The sequence below is a fragment of the Caulobacter sp. GW821-FHT10C03 genome (assembly GCF_059415485.1).
Genome location: NZ_JBWKNI010000006.1, coordinates 41,476 through 58,790, shown reverse-complemented (window position 1 = coordinate 58,790; position 17,315 = coordinate 41,476). Strand labels below are relative to the sequence as shown.

The window sequence follows — 17,315 nt, the reverse complement described above, 5'->3', positions numbered from 1 at the left end:
CGGGCTTGTCACCCATATTGGTTGAGTACGCCCGAAAAAGATGACCGTCAAGGAGGCTTCATGCACCACACCTCGCTGATCGCAACCATCGTCGCGGGGCTTGGCCTGGCCTTCGTCTTCGGCGCGCTCGCCAACCGGTTGAAGCTTCCCGTACTGGTCGGCTACCTGCTGGCGGGCGTCATCGTCGGCCCCTTCACCCCGGGCTATGTCGCCGACCAGGAACTGGCCCCGCAGCTGGCCGAGATCGGCGTCATCCTGCTGATGTTCGGGGTCGGCCTGCACTTCTCGGTCAAGGACCTGATGGCGGTGCGCAAGATCGCCATCCCCGGCGCCGTCGTGCAGATCGCCGCCGCCACCGTCATGGGCGTGGGCCTGGCCGTCGCGCTGGGCTGGGGCTGGGGCGCGGGCGTGGTGTTCGGCCTCGCTTTGTCGGTCGCCTCGACCGTGGTGCTGCTGCGCGCCCTGCAGGAGCGCCGGCTGATCGAGACCGACCGGGGACGCATCGCCGTCGGCTGGCTGATCGTCGAGGACCTGGCCATGGTGCTGGCCCTGGTGCTGCTGCCGGCGCTTTCGGGCCTGATGGGCGGCACCCCGCCGGCCAACGCCTCGGGCGGCCTGCTGATGACCTTCGCCATCACCATCGGCAAGGTCGTCGCCTTCGTCGCCTTCATGCTGATCGTCGGCCGCCGGGTCATTCCCTGGATCCTGCACCGCATCGCCCACACCGGCTCGCGCGAGCTCTTCCGCCTGGCGGTGCTGGCCATCTGCCTGGGCGTGGCCTTCGGCTCGGCCGCGCTGTTCGGCGTGTCGTTCGCGCTCGGCGCCTTCTTCGCCGGCATGATCATGGCCGAGAGCGAGCTGTCGCATCAGGCCGCCAACGAGACCCTGCCGCTGCGCGACGCCTTCGCCGTGCTGTTCTTCGTCTCGATCGGCATGCTGTTCGACCCGATGGTGCTGCTGCGCGAGCCGCTGGCGGTGCTGGCCACCGTGCTGATCATCGTGGTGGGCAAGTCGCTGGTCGCCTACGCCCTGGTGCTGGCCTTCAAGCGTCCGCAGAGCGTGGCCCTGACCATCTCCGCCAGCCTGGCCCAGATCGGCGAGTTCTCGTTCATCCTGGCCGGCCTGGGCGTGTCGCTGAAGCTGCTGCCGGCGGAAGGCCGCGACCTGATCCTGGCCGGCGCCATCCTGTCGATCCTGATCAACCCGCTGCTGTTCGCCTGGCTGGACAAGGCCATGGTCAAGGTCAGCGTCAAGGAGGCCGTCGAGCCGGTGGCCGCCGCGGCCCAGCCGCACGCGGTGCTGGTCGGCTACGGCCGGGTCGGCAAGGCGGTCGCCGAGGGCCTGAAGAACCGCACGCCGCTGGTCGTCATCGAGGACGAGGGCGACCGCGCCATCGAACTGCGCGAGGCCGGCTTCGAGGTGGTGCAGGGCAACGCCGTGCGTCCCGAGGTGCTGATGCAGGCGGGCCTGGACAAGGCCACCCACGTCTTCGTCGCCGTGCCCAGCCCCTTCGAGGCCGCCCGGATCATCGAGCAGGCCCGCGCCGCCAACCCCGACGCCCGCATCGTCGCCCGCGCCTATACCGACGCCGATGTCGACCTGCTCACCCAGATGGGCGCCACCGACGCCCTGATCGGCGAGCAGGAGATCGCCCGGGGGATGCTGCAGCGGGCGCCGAGAAGGACCCCGCCGCCGGCGACGGCGCACTGAAGTCGGTGAGAGCCAGATAAAAGAAACGCCGCGACAGCCCAGGGCCGTCGCGGCGTTTTTCGTTCGAGGTCGCTGGATCCCCCTCAGTCGCTCCGCGACAGCTCCCCCAGAGGGGGAGCATCTTGGTCGACGCTCCAGATCCTCCCCCTCTGGGGGAGGTGGCCCGGAGGGCCGGAGGGGGTCGCCCCGCGAGGGGCGGCCGCGCCTACTTCCCTTTCTTACTCGCCGACCTGCGCGAGAGCATGTTCAGGCCCTCGACGCCGGCCGAGAAGGCCATGGCGGTGTAGATGTAGCCCTTGGGCACGTGCACCCCGAAGCCCTCGGCGATCAGCACGGTGCCGATCATCAGCAGGAAGCCCAGGGCCAGCATCACCACGGTCGGGTTGTTGTTGATGAAGTTGCCCAGCGGGTCGGCGGCCAGCAGCATCACGGTCACGGCGGCCACGACGGCGATGACCATGATCGCCAGGTGCTCGGTCATGCCGACGGCGGTCAGGATCGAGTCGATCGAGAACACCAGGTCCAGCAGGATGATCTGGAAGATCGCCGCGCCGACGTTGGAGATCGCCGCCCCGGTCTTGTCGAGCACGTCGTGGCTTTCCTCCTTGGGATCGACCGTGTGGTGGATCTCCTTGGTGGCCTTCCAGATCAGGAACAGGCCGCCGGCGATCAGGATCAGGTCGCGCCAGGAGAAGGCGGTCTCGAAGGCCGGCTCGCCGTGGCTGCCCACCGGGCCGACGATGCCGAGGTCGAAGACCGGGGCGGTCAGGCCGACGATGAAGGCGATGGTCGACAGGAGGACGAGGCGCATGATCAGCGCCAGCGAGATGCCGATGCGGCGCACGCGCTGACGATGCTCGGGCGGCAGCTTGTTCGACAGGATCGAAATGAAGACCAGGTTGTCGATCCCGAGGACGACTTCCATGACCACCAGGGTGACGAGGGCCGCCCATGCGGCCGGGTCTGCGGCGAGGTGAAGGAGTTCGTTCATGGGTCCTGGCTAGGCTGTGGACAAATTGATCACGCCCCAGCCCGCCGCGAGCCCCGCCGCGGCCGCCAAAACGGCGGTCGGCGAAATGCGGCGAAACTGGGACTTGGAAATGCAGATATGACCGACGCCGCCCATATCAAGCCCCTGACCGCGCTTCGTTTCTTCGCCGCCTTCTGGGTGGTGATGTATCACTACTGGCCAAACCTCGCCGTCACGGGCGCGGTTCCGGGCGTGGTGGCCAAGGGCTACCTGGGCGTCGAGGCCTTTTTCGTGCTGTCCGGCTTCATCCTCTGCCACGTCTATCTGACGGCTTTCGGCGAGGGCCGGTTCGGCTATGGCGGCTTCCTGTGGAACCGGCTGGCGCGGGTCTATCCGCTGCACCTCTTCACCATGGCCGGCGTCGGGCTGATGGCCATCGCCGCCGGGATCGCCGGCATCGCCGTCGACAAGAACATGCTGGCCTGGGACGCCCTGCCGGCCAACCTGCTGATGGTCCAGGCCTGGGGCTTCGCGCCGGTGTCGGGCTGGAACCACCCCTCGTGGTCGATCTCGGCCGAGTGGTTCGCCTATCTGAGCTTCCCGGCCTTCGCCTTCGTGGCCTGGAAGCTGCGCGAGCGGCCGCTGGTGCTGCTGGGCGCGGCCCTGGCCGTGATCGCGGCGCTCTATCCGGCCTTCGAAAAGCTGGCCGGCTTCCCGCTGACCGAGGCGACGATCCGCTGGGGCGCCCTGCGCATCGTGCCCTGCTTCTTCTATGGCTGCGCGCTCTACACCCTGTGGAAGAGCCAGACGCTCAGCCTGCGCGGAGCGGGAATCGGGGCCGCGGTGGCGGGGGTGCTTCTGCTCGCTACAGTGCAGCTCCAGGCGCCAGATGCGTTGATCGTGGCCATTTTGGGCGGTTTTATTCTATCGCTGGCGCGCCTGGCCAAGGCCGGTTCGAGCTTCGCCACTCAAAGCATCTTCGTGTATCTGGGCGAGATCAGCTACTCGACTTACATGATCTGCATTCCGTGGAAAATCCTGGCGGTCAACGGCGCGGCCAAGCTCTTGAATATCGATGGCGACAAACTGCCGCTTCTGGTCTGGGCGTTAATCGTCGCAGCCTTGATTCCGCTGTCCGCGGCCTCGTACCACCTGGTGGAAAAGCCGGCCCGGGACTTGATGAAGTCTTTGGCCAAGCGCCGCAGTGGCGCCGCCACAACCGTCACTGTGGCTCAATAAACACTCTTTTCATATTTTTCCCCCAGGGTTATCGACTTACCCAGTGACGCGGGGGAGTACCCACAGCATGACGAAACGGAAGAGAGCCCTCTGGGGTTCCCTGGCCGCTGCGGCCATGGTCAGCCTCGCGCCGATCTCGAGCGCCGTGGCCGACGGGTACTGGCAGTGCGTCCCCTTCGCCCGCCTCATGTCGGGCATCCAGATCTTCGGCGACGCCCGCACCTGGTGGGGCCAGGCGGTCGGCAAGTACGACACCGGCTTCACGCCGAAGGCCGGCGCCGTCCTCTGCTTCAAGCCCACCGCCCGCATGAACCTCGGCCACGTGGCCTTCGTTTCGCAGGTTCTGACCGACCGGGTGATCCAGGTCACCCACGCCAACTGGTCCGTCATGAACGGCGCCCGCGGCCAGGTCGAACAGGACGTCACCGTCGTCGACGTGTCGGCCGCCGGCGACTGGAGCCAGGTCAAGGTCTGGTACGACCCGATCCGCGATCTGGGCACCACGGTCTATCCGACCCACGGCTTCATCTACCAGAACCAGCAGGCGGTCACGATCGCCGCCGCCACCAGCAAGCTGGCGCTCGCCCAGAACGCCGCCGTGTCGCTGGCCAAGCAGGCCGCCAACCAGGTCGCCTCGTCGGTCCGCGCCAACCCGCTGGACATGATCAACCAGGCCGCCGATTCCACCGACCGCATCGCCGCCCTGATCGCCGCCGCCCAAGGCGACGACAAGCCCGCTCAGCAACAGCGCTGATCCCCGGCCTATCGCGTCGCGCGCTGGCGCGTTGACGCGACCCTTCGCCTGGGCCACACCCGCGGGGTGAAGGTCCGGGTCGATCCATGCTGAGAGTTCTCCGACAAGGCGCCCCGGGCTTCGAGCCGGGCGGCCATACGCCCGACTGGCGCCTGCCGTCCGACGCCGTCTGGATCGAGCTCGTCGACCCCACCCGCGCCGAGGAAGTGGCCGTCGAGCAGTCGATCGGCCTGCTGCTGCCCACCCGCGAGGAGATGGCCGAGATCGAGGCCTCCTCGCGCCTCTACCAGGAGGACGGCGGCACCTTCATGACCGCCACCATCCTGGTCAACGCCGAGGGCGAACTGCCGACGGCCGCGCCGGTGACCTTCGTGCTGACCGGCGACAAGCTGGTGACCATCCGCTACGTCGAGCCGCGCGCCTTCTCGGTGTTCACCGCCCAGGCCGAGCGCCAGCCCAGCCTGTGCCCCGGCGGCCCGCAGACCTTCCTTGGCCTGCTCGACGCCGTCATCGACCGCACCGCCGACATCCTCGAGCGCACCGCCAGCGAGGTCGAGACCCAGTCGCGGATGATCTTCGGCCGCCCGCGCGGCGCGGCCTTCGAGAAGATCCTCGAGCGCCTGGGCCGGGCCCAGATCGTCAACGCCAAGGCCCGCGACAGCCTGGTGAGTCTCGCCCGCCTGCTCAGCTTCGCCAGCCTGGCCGAGCAGTTCGAGGGCGACCGCGAACTGCGCGATCACCTGAAATCGCTGCAGCGCGACGTGACCTCGATCACCGACCATTCCAGCTACCTGTCGGGCAACATCACCTTCCTGCTCGACGCGGCGCTCGGTTTCATCAACATCGAGCAGAACCAGATCTTCAAGATCTTCTCGGTGTTCTCGGCCGTGTTCCTGCCGCCCACCCTGATCGCGGGGATCTACGGCATGAACTTCGAGCACATGCCCGAACTGCGCTGGCTGGAGGGCTATCCGATCGCGCTGGGCCTGATGCTGGCGGCGGCGCTGATTCCCTTGATGTGGTTCCGCCGAAAAGGCTGGCTGTGATTTGTTGCACAGCTGAAAAACAAACCGTTCCTTAAATGGAGCGGCGTCATAAGTTGCGGGAACCCTTGATAAAAAGCCTATGTCGCCCCTTCCCGCCACAGCGCCGCAAAGCCTGATCCGCAGGCCCCAGGCCGCCGCCGTCAAGGCCGCGGTCGAGGCGCATGGCCGCTATCTGAAGGGCCTGCCCGCCGGCCGCCGCGCGTCCCTGGCCTATATCGACCTCTCGCACTTCGAGCTCGACGGCGTCGACCTGTCCGAGGCCGACCTGACCGGCGCGCTGCTGGCCGGGGCCTCGCTGCGGGGCGCTGTGTTGGACAGGGCGGTGCTCTACGGCGCCGACCTGCGCGACGCCGACCTGCGCGGCGCCCGCCTGATGCGGGTGGACATGCGCGGGGCCTATCTGCGCGGCGCCAACCTGTCGGGGGCCGACCTGTCGGGCTGCGACCTGCGCGAGGGCCTTACCGCCGTGCAGGACGGAGCCGAGGGCTTCCGCCTGCTGCGCCACGCCGAAGACCGCGCCGGTCTCGACTACGCGATGCTGAAGGGCGCGAGCCTCGCCGGCGCCCAGATGTCCGACGCCTTCGCCCGCGCCGCCGACCTCACCGACGCCGACCTCTCGGGGGCCACCCTGTCGGGCGCGCGGCTGAACAACGCCACCATGAACCGGGTCGACCTGACCGGAGCCGAGATCTTCGGCGCCGACATGTCGGGCGCCCTGCTCAAGCGGGCGGTGATGACCGGGGTCGACGTTTCAGGCGCCAATCTCGAGGACGCCGACATGGCCGGGGTGCTGCGCGCCCCGCCGCCGCTGATCTATGTCGACGACCAGCCCCTGCACGACCTGCTCGACGAGCACGAGCGCTTCTGCACCAGCGGCGGCGCCCAGGGCCGGGCGATCTCGATCCCGCAGGTCGACTTCCGTCCCCTGCGACGCCTCAAGGGCCGCAAGCTGAGCGGCCTGTCGGCCCCCGGCGCGATCTTCTTCGGCATGGACCTGGAGGGCGTCGAGCTGCAAGGCGCCAACCTTGTCGGCGCCGACCTGCGCGGGACCAAGCTGAAGGGCGCCGACCTGCGCGGCGCGCGCCTGGCCGACGCCGACCTCGCCCGCGCCGACCTGACGGGCGCCAAGCTCGGCCCGCTGGTGATCAGCGAGGGCCGCGCCCTGCGCACAGACCTGACCCGCGCCACCCTGCGCGCCGCCAACCTCACCGGCGCCGGCGCCGTCCGCGCCCGCCTGATCGACGCCGACCTGGCCCGCGCCAACCTCGCCGGCTGCGACCTGCGCGGCGCCGAGCTGCCGGAAGGCTTCGTTGCGCCGAAGAGCTAGAGAAGCGCCGGTCTCCACCCGCTGGCGCGAAGCCTGCTCGGCCCTTTCCGACAGGGTCGTCGCCGAGGGCCGTGTCGATCCGAGCTTCGTCGACCAAGCCTTTTCCGCGGAAGAGCTGCGCGAGGCCGCCCTCGACACCGCCGGCTATGTTCACGCCATCGGGGCCGGTGGACGGGCGATCGTCTACGAGGAATACGTGTTGGTCCTGCAACTGTGCCTGAACGTCGCTGTCAGCTGCGGCCTGGATCCGTCGGCCCTGAGCGAGAAAGAGCGCGCCGCCTTGCTGGACAGCCTGGTCGAGATGCTGACGCCCCACCGCAAATGGGTGGCCGAATACCTCGCGACCACCAACTATGCGGCGGTGGCGCACATCTGGCCGTTCGACGCCCTTCGTGCTCGTCTGACCGTCTAGGCCCTCGCGCGCGACAATACCTTTTCCGTCTTTTCTTATTCACCCCGCCCGCTACACCCGACGTCCGCACAGGCAACGGGGACGGGCCATGAGACTTCGGGGACTTCTGACGGCCGTCGCGCTGACCGCTCTTTGCGCCTCGCCCGCCGCCGCCCAGCTGCGCCTGGCCGTAAATCCCGAAACCGCCGCCCTCACGCCCCTGCCCGCCCTGGCCGGCGGCCGTGTCGCGACCGGTCCCGACGGCTGGACCTACCAGTGGCCGAGCGTCCATTTCGAGGCCGCCTTCGAAGGCCAGGCCGTGCTGATCAAGGTCGGCGCCGGCGACCAGATCCTGCACCTGTCCGTCGACGGCGTTCCGGCCGGTCGGCTGGTCAAGCCCGCCCCCGGCCTCTACCGCCTCGACGGTTTGTCTCCCGGCCGCCACCTGGTGCGCGCCGCCGTGGTCGGCGAGATGCAGGCCGGCCCGGCCCGCTTCGGCGGCTTCTTCCTGGAAGGCGGGTCAAAGCCCCTGCCGCTGACCGCGCCCCGCCGCCAGATCGAGTTCATCGGCGACTCCCACAGCGTCGGTTACGGCGACGCCTCCGACAAGCGCGCCTGCACGAGCGACGAGGTGTGGAGCACCACCGACAATTCCATCGCCTTCGGCCCGCTGACCGCCGCGCGCTTCGGAGCCGACCATCAGGTCAACGCCATCTCGGGCCGCGGGATCGTGCGCAACTACGGCGGCATGCCCGGCGACACCCTGCCGCTGGCCTGGCCCAAGGTGCTGCTGGGCGCGGCTCCCGCCTACGCCAACGCCGACTGGGCGCCGCAGGTGGTGGTGATCAATCTCGGCACCAACGACTTCTCGACGCCCCTGAATCCCGGTGAGCGGTGGAAGGACCGCCAGGCCCTGCGCGACGACTATGTCGCCACCTACGCCCGCTTCGCCCAGACGATCCGCGCCCGCCAGCCCCAGGCCTTCCTGATCCTGCTGGCCCCGCCCAGCGCCGAGAACGAGATCGCCGCCCAGGTCGATCGGGTGGCCCAAAACCTCAAGGCCGGCGGCGAGACCCGCCTGGCCGTCATCCCCGTCGGCGAGATGGAGCTGACCGCCTGCGACTGGCACCCTTCGGCCCGGGATCAACAGGGGATCTCGGCCCGCGTGTCGGGCTTCCTCGACCAACGGCCGGAGATCTGGCTGGGGCGGTAACCCAAACCCTCTCTCTTTGAGAGAGGGTTCAGAATGCCCCCCATGACCAAAACTTAACTGGGCTCCCCCGCCCGCGCCTGATCCTCTGCCCGCCGCAACGCGAGGGGATTTCGACATGCGCTGGACGCCGCTGATCTGCGCCGCCGCCCTGCTGGCGCCGGCCATCGCCGTGGCCGCACCAGCCACCGATCCGGCAACTAGGGCCGACGCCGTCATCCGCCGGGCCATGACCGAGCGGCATATCCCCGGGCTGCAGGTCGTGGTGGTCAAGGACGGCCACATCGTCCTCTCCCGCGCCTACGGCGTCGCCGACCTGGCGACCAAGGCGCCGGTCACCGCGGAGACGACCTTCCCCATCAACTCGATCACCAAGGCCTTCACCGGCGTGGCGGCGATGCGCGAGGTGCAGGCCGGGCGGCTGGACCTGGACAAGCCGATCGGCGCCTATGTGCCGGACCTCCCCGAGGCCTGGCGCGGGATCGCCGTGCGCCGACTGCTCAGCCACACCTCCGGCCTGCCCGACTTCGTGCCCCGCCAGAAGGACGGCGCGGTTTCCGAGGCAGACGCCTGGAAGGAGACCCTGGCCGCGCCGGTGCTGTTCCCGCCCGGCGAGCGCTTCCACTACTGTCAGACCAACTACGCCCTGGTGCAGATGGCGATCGACCGCCTGCACGGCCGACCGGTCTCCGAGCCGCTGGGCGGCGAGCAAATCGCCCTCGCGGGCATGACCCGCTCGCGCTACGGCGACAGCCTGGATCCAAGCCCCGGGCGCACCGTCTCCTACGGCTACAAGCGCGAGACGCCCGACCAGCCGGCCGTGCGGCGCGAGGTGTTCTCGCCCCTGGCCCGCGCCGCCGCCGGCCTCGACAGCACCGGCGAGGACATGGGCCGCTGGATGATCGCCCTGATGGACGGCCGCCTGCTGGGCCAGACGGCGAAGACGACCATGTGGACGCCGGTCTCCTACACCGACGGCAAGCCGGGCCAGTGGGGCCTGGGTTGGCTGGTGCTGAAGCGCCCGGACCGCCTGGTCGTGGGCATGACCGGCGGCAGCCGCAACGCCGTCTATCTCTATCCGAACGACAAGGTCGGGGTGGCGATCCTCAGCAACCTGGCCGGCTCGACGCCGGAAGACCTGATCGACGAGATCGCCCAGGGCTTCGTCCCCGGCATGACCCTGACCGGCGTCGCCGCCCTGCGCGCCGAACTGGCCGCCGCCCCGCCGGAGCAGGCCGAGGCCGTCGTCGCCCGCCTGCGCCACGACCCGGCCTTCAGGCCCGACGAGCACGAGCTGAACGACTGGGGCTACCGCCTGCTGGCCTTCGGCAAGGCCCCGACCGCCCTGGTCGTGCTGAAGCTGACCGCAGAGCTCTATCCGCAGAGCGGCAACGCCCAGGACAGTCTGGCCGACGCCTACGAGGCCAACGGCGACAAGGCTGCCGCGATCGTCCACTACCGCCGCTCGCTGGCCCTGGATCCCGGCAACACCAACGCCGTCAAGCGCCTCAAGGCGCTGGAGGCGGCCGGAAGCTGAACCGGGCTTGACCGGTAGGGACAGCGACGACACAACCTGAGATCATGAAGACTCGCACGCTCGTCGCCCTCCTCGCCGCGACCGCCGCCCTCGTCGGCGGCGCGACCCTGGCCGTTTCGGCCGCCCGGGCGCCGGTCGCTCCGCCGGACCTGCACAGCGAACTGGCGGCCTTCCGCGGCGTCTGCATCGCGCCCGCCTCGCACGGCGAAATCCTGCGCAAGGCCCGCGCCACCGGCTGGACCGCGCTGAAGGGCCAGGCCGTGCCAGCCCTGCTGCTCGGCCAGGGCGCGGCCCGCCTGCAGGAGGTCCGCCAGGGTGAGATCGCCGGCCGGCCCGCGCTGATCTACGTCGCCGACCTCGGCGGCACCTCGGAGTGCCGCGTCTATTTCCAGCCCGCCGATCCGGCCGCCACGGTCGAGCGGCTGAAGGGCGAGGTCGTGCTCGGCTCGCCCCTGGGCGCGCCCGATTTCGACGACACGCTGAACTATCCGGAAGGCTGGAAGGCGATCGGCTGGCATCGCAGCGTCGGCGACGGCTGGCGCGCCGTGCACTACAGCTTCGACCCCGACGGCCATGGCCCCAACGCCGGCTGGCAGGCGATCGAGATCACCCGCAAGATCTAGAAAAGCTTCCCATCCTGGGTCCTGGCGTGAACGCCCCCTCTCCCCTTGCGGGAGAGGGTGGCCCGGCGGAGCCGGGTCGGGTGAGGGGTCTCTCAAATCTATCCGCGGCAACGGCGGAGCGGCAGGGTGCGACGCGCAGTTTCTGAGAGACCCCTCATCCGTCATCCTTCGGATGACACCTTCTCCCGCAAGGGGAGAAGGATCCCTAGATTCCCGCCTTGATCGGCGCGAGGTCGGGATAGACCGGCTCGCGCTTGCCGGCTTTCGCCGCGAAGGCCTCGGCCATGTGCGGGCCGGCCAGCATGCCCGACTGCCAGACGGCCAGGTAATCCAGCGTGTCTGCGACCGAATGATCGCGGGCGTAGTTGATGATCACCTTGCTGCCGGTCACCGCCAGCGGGGTCTTGGACGCGATCTCGCGGGCCGTCTCCAGGGCGTGGGCGACCACGGCCTCGTGGCTGTCGAACACGGCGTTGATCAGGCCCAGCTCCAGGGCCTTGGCGGCCGGCAGCTTGCGACCGGTATAGGCCAGCTCCTTGACCCAGCCCTCGGGGATCAGCTTGCACAGGCGCGGGAAGGTGCCGACGTCGGCGGTCATGCCGATGTTGATCTCCTGGATCACGAAGTACGCATCCGACGTCGCGTAGCGGATGTCGCAGGCGGTGGCGAAGTCGACCGCCCCGCCGATGCAGCCGCCCTGGATCGCCATGATCACCGGCATCCGCGCCCGCTCCAGGCACGAAAAGGTCTCCTGCAGCCCCTTCACCTTGTGGCGGAAGGCCTCGGCCGCGACGTGGCGATCGACGGGCTCGCCGCCGGTAATGCCCTCGTCGGCGAACACCGACAGGTCCATGCCGGCGCTGAAGTGCTTGCCGGTCGAGGAGATGACGATCGCCCGCACCCCGCCTCGCCGGTCCAGGTCGTTCACGATTTCGGGCAGCTCGCGCCAGAACGAACGCGTCATGGAGTTGAAGCTTTCCGCCCTTATCAGCTTCAGGTGGGCGACGCCGGCCTCGATCTCTACTGTAAAGCAGCTATAATCGACCGGTGTTCCATTACCCATCGTCGCCTCCCTTATCGTTGTTCACCTGAACGATAGCACGGGCGACGGCGGCGACGTCAAATCCCGCGGGCCGATCCCCCGAGCGCCCGCCCCTCGCAAGGAGCAGACAAAAATGCGCAAGCCCTTCGCCGCCGCCCTCTCGATCGGCGCCGTCCTGGCCTCCGGCCTGGCCGCCCCGCTTCCCGCCCTGGCCCAGAGCAAGCCGCTGGGCGGCCTGTTCTCGTGCGAGGGCACCGGCGGCAAGCAGGAAGGCGGCGCCCTGATCGGGGCCGGCGTCGGCGCCCTGGTCGGCAGCAAGATCTCCAAGAACGAGAAGACCCTGGGCGCCCTGGTCGGCGCGGCCGCCGGCGCGGCGGCGGGCTCCTATATCGGCTGCCGCATGCAGTCGACCGACACCGCCCGCGCCCAGGCCGCCACCAAGAAGGCCCTGGAGACCGGCCAGGCCCAGGTGTGGAACAACCCGCGCACGGGCGCCTCGGGCCGCATCGACGTGGTCTCGTCCAGCTACGGCCCGCCGGTCGCCGGGGACTCCTTGCGCTTCGAGCGCAACATCCAGCAGCTGCCCAGCTACGACGCCGTCGGCGCCGACTACACCGCCCGCTCGACCGCCAACCTGCGCAGCGGCCCGTCGACCAGCGGAACCGTGGTCGGCAAGCTGTCGACCGGCGAGCGGGTCGAGATCCTGGGCGCCGTCCCGGGCTCCAACTGGCTGCTGGTGGGCCGCAACGGCTACGGGACCGGCTATGTCTCCGCCTCGCTGCTGACCGCCAGCAACTACGGCCCGCCCCCCTCGTGCCGCACCATCGCCGCCTCGGTGTCGACCAGCGGCCAGCGCCCGACCACCGAGCGCTACAGCGCCTGCCGCGACGGCCGCGGCGAGTGGCAGCTGACGCAGGTCTGATGAACCAGCCCCTCCCCCGCAAAGCGGGGGAGGGGGACCACGAAGTGGTGGAGGGGGCGGCGGCGCGCACGGCGCCCACGGTTCTATGGCCCTCGCCCCCTCCGTCACGGCGCTGATAGCGCCGCGCCACCTCCCCCGTTTCACGGGGGAGGAGCAGGCGCCTCGAAACACACCCACGTCCAGGTCACCCCGGCCGCCTGGTTGCCGGCCTGCACCGACGCCGCCTTGGCGCGGTGGAGCAGCCGCAGACCCGCCCCCTCCGCCAGCGTGATCGTCTGCTCCACGTCGATCGGCCACACCGGCCGCGACGGCGCGCCGGGGCCGTGGCGCAGCGACATGACCAGCACGCCGCGCGGCGCCAGCAAGGCCGCCAGCCTGCGCATGGCGATCGCCCGAGCGGCCTCGTCCAGGTGCTGCCAGACCCCGCTCAGCAGCAGGCGGTCGAACGGCCCCGACAGTCGCGCCAGGTCCGGCAAGCGGTCGTCTATCCACGCCAGGTCGGGCCGCAGCGCCCGCCCCGCCTCGCGCAGGGCCGCCGCCGGCTCGACCGCGACCACCGCGTGGCCCATCCCCGCCAGCCAGGCCGCGTCGCGCCCGGTCCCCGCGCCGATGTCGGCGATCCGCGCGGGCGCCGTCGGGATGAACCCGGCCACCGGAGCGTAGAGCTCGGCCGGGTCGATGGTTTCGAACCGCTCGACAAGCACCGCCCCGTCGGCCTCGTAGCCGGCCAGCACCGCGTCGATCACAGGTCGACGACTTCGCACTTCAGGCTGGCGCGGATGCGGTCGGCGACCAGGCGGCGGTGACAGCAGGCCGGGTCGTCCTCGTAGCACAGCAGGGCGATGCGCTTTTCGCCGGCCAGCTGCGTCGCCTGGGCCAGGGCCACCTGGGCCTTGGGCTCCTCCAGATGGGCCAGGAAGATCTCGTGCATCTCGCCCACCCGACCGGCGCGGGCGGCGTCGCGGCCGGCCTTGGGCGTGCCCAGCGGCTGCAGGTGCAGGTAGCCGATGCCCTCGGCCAGCAGGCTGTTTCCCAACAGGGTCTTGGAGAAGCCGGCCTTGCGCGACGAGGCCACGGCCCGCACATCGACCACCAGCTCGACCTGGGCGACTTTCAGGCGCCCGATCATCCCGGCCTGCGTATCGGTCTCATAGCCTATCGTGGCGAGCGGATTCATCGCGGCTCCATTGGACGGCGGGGCTGCCCGCCCCTACCTTAAGGCGCAAGTCGACGAAGAAGGAACCTCGGGCCTATGGACGCCGCCGTCTTCCGCGAACCCAAGCGGCGCCTGATCGCCATCGACAGCCCGGCCGGCGGCGGCGAGATGGCGGCGCTGGACTTTGGCCCGCCCAGCCGCGCCGTCGACGTCGTCTTCGTTCACGCCAACGGCTTCAACGCCCAGACCTACCGCACCCTGCTGGCCCCGCTGTCGGCCGGCCTGCGGGTGTTGGCGGTCGACCAGCGCGGCCATGGCGACAGCCGGCTGAAGGCCGATCCGGAGGGACGCCGCTCGTGGCTCGACCTGCGCGACGACCTGCTGGCCCTGCTCCAGGCCCTGGACCAGGCGCCGGTGGTGCTGGCCGGCCACTCGATGGGCGCCACGGTCAGCCTGCTGGCCGCCGCCCAGGCTCCGGGCAAGGTCTCCAGTCTCGTCCTGCTCGATCCCGTCGTCATGCCGCGCATGCTGGCCCTCTACGCCAAGGCGCCGTGGACCTCGGGGCGGCTGTGGAAGCGCCTGCCGATCGCCCAGGCCGCCACCCGCCGGCGCGAGGTGTTCGACAGCCGCGAGGCCGCCTTCAACGCCTATCGCGGCCGCGGGGCCTTCAAGTCCTGGCCCGAGGCGATGCTGGCCGACTATGTCGGCGGCGGGTTCAGGGACCGGCCCGACGGCAAGGTCGAGCTGGCCTGCACGCCCGCCTGGGAAGCCTCCAACTACGCCGCCCAGGGCCACGATCCCTGGCGCGCCGTGAGCGAGTTCCGCGGTCCGGTGAGGATCCTCAAGGCCGAGCACGGCTCGACCTGCCGCACCGGCGACGGCGCCGCCTTCACCCGTCGCGGCAAGGCCGTGCGCATCGAGACCGTGGTCGGGACCAGCCACTTCCTGCCGATGGAGCGCCCCGACCTGGTGCGCGAGGCGATCTTCGAGGCGGCGACCTGAAGCTTCCTTCTCCCCTTGCGGGAGAAGGTGTCATCCGAAGGATGACGGATGAGGGGTCGCACCAACGGAAAACGCCGCGACGGCCTTTCGGCTGTCGCGGCGTCCGGTGTCTGAGAGACCCCTCACCCGACCCCGCTCCGCGGGGCCACCCTCTCCCGCAAGGGGAGAGGGATCAGGGCGATCACCAGATCTTCACGCGCTCTTCCGGCGCGATGTAGAGCTTGTCGCCGGGTTGCACGTCGTAGGCCTTGTACCAGCCCGGCTGGTTCCGGATCGTGCCGTTGACGCGGTAATAGGCCGGCGAGTGCGGGTCGCTGGCGATCTGCTGCTTGAGCGCGTCGTCGCGGCTCTTCTGGCGCCACACCTGGGCCCAGCCGAGATAGACCCGCTGATCGCCGGTGAAGCCGTCCAGCACCGGGGCCGGCTGACCCTTCAGCGAGGCGTGATAGGCGTCCAGGCCGAAAGACAGGCCGCCCATGTCGCCGATGTTCTCGCCCATGGTCAGGTCGCCGTTGACGTGCACGCCCGGGAAGGGCTCGAACGCCGAGTACTGCTTGCCCAGCTTGGTCTTCTGGACCTCGAACTTGGCGGCGTCCTCGGCCGTCCACCAGTCGCGCAGCACGCCGTCGCCGTCGGACTTGCGGCCCTGGTCGTCGAAGCCGTGGCCGATCTCGTGGCCGATCACCCCGCCGATGCCGCCGTAGTTGACGGCCGGATCGGCGTCCGGATGGAAGAACGGCGCCTGCAGGATGGCGGCCGGGAACACGATCTCGTTGTTGACCGAGTTGTAGTAGGCGTTGACCGTCTGCGGGGTCATGCCCCACTCGGTCTTGTCGACCGGCTGGTTCAGGCGCTCGACGTCATGGCGCCATTCGAAGGCGTTGGCGCGCAGGCTGTTGCCGTAGGCGTCGCCCTCGCGGATCTCCAGCTTGGAATAGTCGCGCCACTTGTCGGGATAGCCGATCTTGACGGTGAACTTGGCCAGCTTGTCCAGCGCCCGTTCCTTGGTCTCCGGACCCATCCAGTCGAGGTTCTCGATCCGGGCCTTGAGCGCCGTGCGCAGGTTGCCGACCAGGTCGACCATCTTGGCCTTGGAGTCCGGCGGGAAGTATTCGGCCACATAGACCTTGCCGACGCTCTCGCCGAGCATGTCGTTGACCTGGGCGACGCCGCGCTTCCAGCGGGGCTTCTGCTCGGGCTGGCCGGCCAGGGTCTTGTTGCGGAACGCGAAGCTGGCGTCGACGAAGCGCTTGGACAGCAGCGGCGCGGCGCCGTCGACGACCTTGAACGTCTGCCAGGCCTTCAGCGTCTCCAGCGGGGTTTCGGCGTAGATCTTGGCGAACTTCGGGAAGGCCGTGTCGGTGGTCACCACGACGCGATTGATCTTCGGCAGTTCGGTGCCGACCAGGAAGCGGTTCCAGTCGTAGCCCGGGGTCAGGGCCTGCAGCTCGGCCCAGGTCTTGGGATTGTAGGTCTTGTCGCGGTTGCGGCGCTCGACGCGCGTCCAGCTGGCCTCGGCCAGCCGCGTCTCGAAGGCGACCACGGCCTTGGCGCTCTCGGTCGCGTTTTCCCAGCCGACGGAGGTCAGCATCTTGGCGACATAGAGCTCGTAGGCGGCCTTCTTGTCGGCGAACTTGGCGTCGAGATAGTAGTCGCGGTCGGGCAGCGACAGGCCGCCCGGGCCGGCGTAGACGGCGTAGCGGGTCGGGTTCTTGGCGTCGGTCGAGACATAGAGGCCCAGGATCGACGAGAAGCCCGTGGTCGCGCTCTTGCCCATCAGGGCGGTGAAGTCGGCCTTGGCCTTGACCTCCCGGACCTGCTTCAGCTCGCCGGCGATCGGCGCGACGTCCAGGGCGTTGATCCGGGCCTCGTCCATGAAGGCCTTGTAGGCGGCGCCGACCTTGACGCTGTCGGCGTCGGTGGTCTTGCCGGCCGCGGCGCCCTCGATGATGGCGCGGGTGCGGGCCTCGGACAGCTCGGCCAGCTTGTCGAAATTGCCGTAGCGGGTGCGGTCGGACGGGATGGTCGTGACCTCGTCCCACTTGCCGTTGGCGTACTTGTAGAAGTCGTCGCCCGGCTTCACCGATGTGTCCATGCCCGAGAGGTCGAAGCCCCACTGGCCGTAGCGCGGCGACTCCAGCGAGACCTCGGCGCCGCCGGCGTCGGAGCCCTGGGGCAGCAGCGACTGCACGGTGCAGGCGTCGTCGACGCAGGCGTGCTCCTCATGGGCCTGGACGGCGTAGGCGGACATCGAAAGGGCGACCGCCGCGGCGGCGCCGAACCAAGCTTTTTTCATCGAAAGGCAGATCCGTTGGAAAACCCGCGGCAATCTGCGCCGGACGCTGAAATTTCCTGCCTTAAAATTCTGTCATGTTTGCCGGAAACC

At 69.5% G+C, this 17,315-nt stretch carries 16 protein-coding genes; 11 read left to right on the top strand and 5 right to left on the bottom strand.

Annotation, left to right across the window (positions count from 1 at the left end; translation table 11 throughout):
• Positions 1–60: 60 nt before the first annotated feature.
• The gene (gene ybaL, locus AC07NG_RS09520; protein WP_494593580.1) at positions 61–1,710 is read left to right on the top strand and encodes a YbaL family putative K(+) efflux transporter; all 1,650 of its coding nucleotides are present in this window, start codon (positions 61–63) and stop codon (positions 1,708–1,710) included.
• A gap of 205 nt (positions 1,711–1,915) precedes the next feature.
• Here the strand turns inward: ybaL and AC07NG_RS09515 are convergent, their stop codons facing one another.
• Positions 1,916–2,701, bottom strand: coding sequence for a TerC family protein (locus AC07NG_RS09515; RefSeq protein WP_494593578.1), 786 nt, complete (start codon positions 2,699–2,701; stop codon positions 1,916–1,918).
• A 117-nt stretch (positions 2,702–2,818) separates the two neighbouring features.
• On the opposite strand from AC07NG_RS09515, the gene AC07NG_RS09510 reads away from it, so the two are divergent.
• The 8 genes from AC07NG_RS09510 (at position 2,819) to AC07NG_RS09475 (ending at position 10,807) form a co-directional block, all read left to right on the top strand.
• Complete coding sequence (locus tag AC07NG_RS09510) at positions 2,819–3,919, top strand: acyltransferase family protein (RefSeq protein ID WP_494593576.1); 1,101 nt, start codon at positions 2,819–2,821, stop codon at positions 3,917–3,919.
• Between the two features lie 67 nt (positions 3,920–3,986).
• A complete protein-coding gene (locus AC07NG_RS09505; RefSeq protein WP_487292215.1) occupies positions 3,987–4,673 on the top strand; it encodes a CHAP domain-containing protein in 687 nt (228 codons plus the stop codon).
• Between the two features lie 86 nt (positions 4,674–4,759).
• Positions 4,760–5,719, top strand: coding sequence for a magnesium transporter CorA family protein (locus AC07NG_RS09500; RefSeq protein ID WP_110122176.1), 960 nt, complete (start codon positions 4,760–4,762; stop codon positions 5,717–5,719).
• A gap of 79 nt (positions 5,720–5,798) precedes the next feature.
• Positions 5,799–7,046: a pentapeptide repeat-containing protein gene (locus tag AC07NG_RS09495; RefSeq protein ID WP_494593573.1), complete on the top strand. Its 1,248-nt coding sequence runs from the start codon at positions 5,799–5,801 to the stop codon at positions 7,044–7,046.
• On the top strand, positions 7,030–7,458 hold the full coding sequence (locus AC07NG_RS09490) for a hypothetical protein (protein ID WP_494593571.1): 429 nt from the start codon (positions 7,030–7,032) through the stop codon (positions 7,456–7,458). Before AC07NG_RS09495 ends, AC07NG_RS09490 begins: the two co-directional genes overlap by 17 nt.
• A gap of 88 nt (positions 7,459–7,546) precedes the next feature.
• Entirely contained in the window at positions 7,547–8,650 is a 1,104-nt protein-coding gene (locus tag AC07NG_RS09485; protein WP_494593569.1) for an SGNH/GDSL hydrolase family protein, read from the top strand.
• 115 nt (positions 8,651–8,765) lie between these two features.
• On the top strand, positions 8,766–10,184 hold the full coding sequence (locus AC07NG_RS09480) for a serine hydrolase (RefSeq protein WP_494593567.1): 1,419 nt from the start codon (positions 8,766–8,768) through the stop codon (positions 10,182–10,184).
• Positions 10,185–10,228: 44 nt separating this feature from the next.
• On the top strand, positions 10,229–10,807 hold the full coding sequence (locus AC07NG_RS09475; protein WP_494593565.1) for a hypothetical protein: 579 nt from the start codon (positions 10,229–10,231) through the stop codon (positions 10,805–10,807).
• A gap of 205 nt (positions 10,808–11,012) precedes the next feature.
• Here AC07NG_RS09475 and AC07NG_RS09470 read toward each other — a convergent pair whose 3' ends face one another.
• Positions 11,013–11,870, bottom strand: coding sequence for a crotonase/enoyl-CoA hydratase family protein (locus tag AC07NG_RS09470; RefSeq protein ID WP_494593563.1), 858 nt, complete (start codon positions 11,868–11,870; stop codon positions 11,013–11,015).
• A gap of 112 nt (positions 11,871–11,982) precedes the next feature.
• Between AC07NG_RS09470 and AC07NG_RS09465 the strand changes: the two genes are divergently transcribed.
• Complete coding sequence (locus AC07NG_RS09465) at positions 11,983–12,771, top strand: SH3 domain-containing protein (RefSeq protein WP_494593561.1); 789 nt, start codon at positions 11,983–11,985, stop codon at positions 12,769–12,771.
• A 140-nt stretch (positions 12,772–12,911) separates the two neighbouring features.
• Here the strand turns inward: AC07NG_RS09465 and AC07NG_RS09460 are convergent, their stop codons facing one another.
• The gene (locus tag AC07NG_RS09460) at positions 12,912–13,517 is read right to left on the bottom strand and encodes a class I SAM-dependent methyltransferase (RefSeq protein ID WP_494593559.1); all 606 of its coding nucleotides are present in this window, start codon (positions 13,515–13,517) and stop codon (positions 12,912–12,914) included.
• Positions 13,514–13,948, bottom strand: coding sequence for a DUF488 domain-containing protein (locus AC07NG_RS09455; RefSeq protein WP_494593557.1), 435 nt, complete (start codon positions 13,946–13,948; stop codon positions 13,514–13,516). The genes AC07NG_RS09460 and AC07NG_RS09455 overlap by 4 nt, the downstream gene beginning before the upstream one ends.
• 75 nt (positions 13,949–14,023) lie before the next feature.
• On the opposite strand from AC07NG_RS09455, the gene AC07NG_RS09450 reads away from it, so the two are divergent.
• Positions 14,024–14,929, top strand: a complete 906-nt coding sequence (locus tag AC07NG_RS09450; protein ID WP_494593555.1) for an alpha/beta fold hydrolase — start codon at positions 14,024–14,026, stop codon at positions 14,927–14,929.
• A gap of 181 nt (positions 14,930–15,110) precedes the next feature.
• Here the strand turns inward: AC07NG_RS09450 and AC07NG_RS09445 are convergent, their stop codons facing one another.
• Complete coding sequence (locus tag AC07NG_RS09445) at positions 15,111–17,225, bottom strand: M13 family metallopeptidase (RefSeq protein ID WP_494593553.1); 2,115 nt, start codon at positions 17,223–17,225, stop codon at positions 15,111–15,113.
• Positions 17,226–17,315 lie beyond the last annotated feature (90 nt).

Coding starts and splice junctions, on each gene's coding strand:
- AC07NG_RS09500 (WP_110122176.1), top strand. CDS start 4,760: ATGCTGAGAGTTCTCCGACAAGGCGCCCCGGGCTTCGAGCCGGGCGGC.
- AC07NG_RS09485 (WP_494593569.1), top strand. CDS start 7,547: ATGAGACTTCGGGGACTTCTGACGGCCGTCGCGCTGACCGCTCTTTGC.
- AC07NG_RS09450 (WP_494593555.1), top strand. CDS start 14,024: ATGGACGCCGCCGTCTTCCGCGAACCCAAGCGGCGCCTGATCGCCATC.
- AC07NG_RS09495 (WP_494593573.1), top strand. CDS start 5,799: ATGTCGCCCCTTCCCGCCACAGCGCCGCAAAGCCTGATCCGCAGGCCC.
- AC07NG_RS09445 (WP_494593553.1), bottom strand. CDS start 17,225: ATGAAAAAAGCTTGGTTCGGCGCCGCCGCGGCGGTCGCCCTTTCGATG.
- AC07NG_RS09465 (WP_494593561.1), top strand. CDS start 11,983: ATGCGCAAGCCCTTCGCCGCCGCCCTCTCGATCGGCGCCGTCCTGGCC.
- AC07NG_RS09505 (WP_487292215.1), top strand. CDS start 3,987: ATGACGAAACGGAAGAGAGCCCTCTGGGGTTCCCTGGCCGCTGCGGCC.
- AC07NG_RS09515 (WP_494593578.1), bottom strand. CDS start 2,701: ATGAACGAACTCCTTCACCTCGCCGCAGACCCGGCCGCATGGGCGGCC.
- AC07NG_RS09475 (WP_494593565.1), top strand. CDS start 10,229: ATGAAGACTCGCACGCTCGTCGCCCTCCTCGCCGCGACCGCCGCCCTC.
- AC07NG_RS09455 (WP_494593557.1), bottom strand. CDS start 13,948: ATGAATCCGCTCGCCACGATAGGCTATGAGACCGATACGCAGGCCGGG.
- ybaL (WP_494593580.1), top strand. CDS start 61: ATGCACCACACCTCGCTGATCGCAACCATCGTCGCGGGGCTTGGCCTG.
- AC07NG_RS09510 (WP_494593576.1), top strand. CDS start 2,819: ATGACCGACGCCGCCCATATCAAGCCCCTGACCGCGCTTCGTTTCTTC.
- AC07NG_RS09470 (WP_494593563.1), bottom strand. CDS start 11,870: ATGGGTAATGGAACACCGGTCGATTATAGCTGCTTTACAGTAGAGATC.
- AC07NG_RS09480 (WP_494593567.1), top strand. CDS start 8,766: ATGCGCTGGACGCCGCTGATCTGCGCCGCCGCCCTGCTGGCGCCGGCC.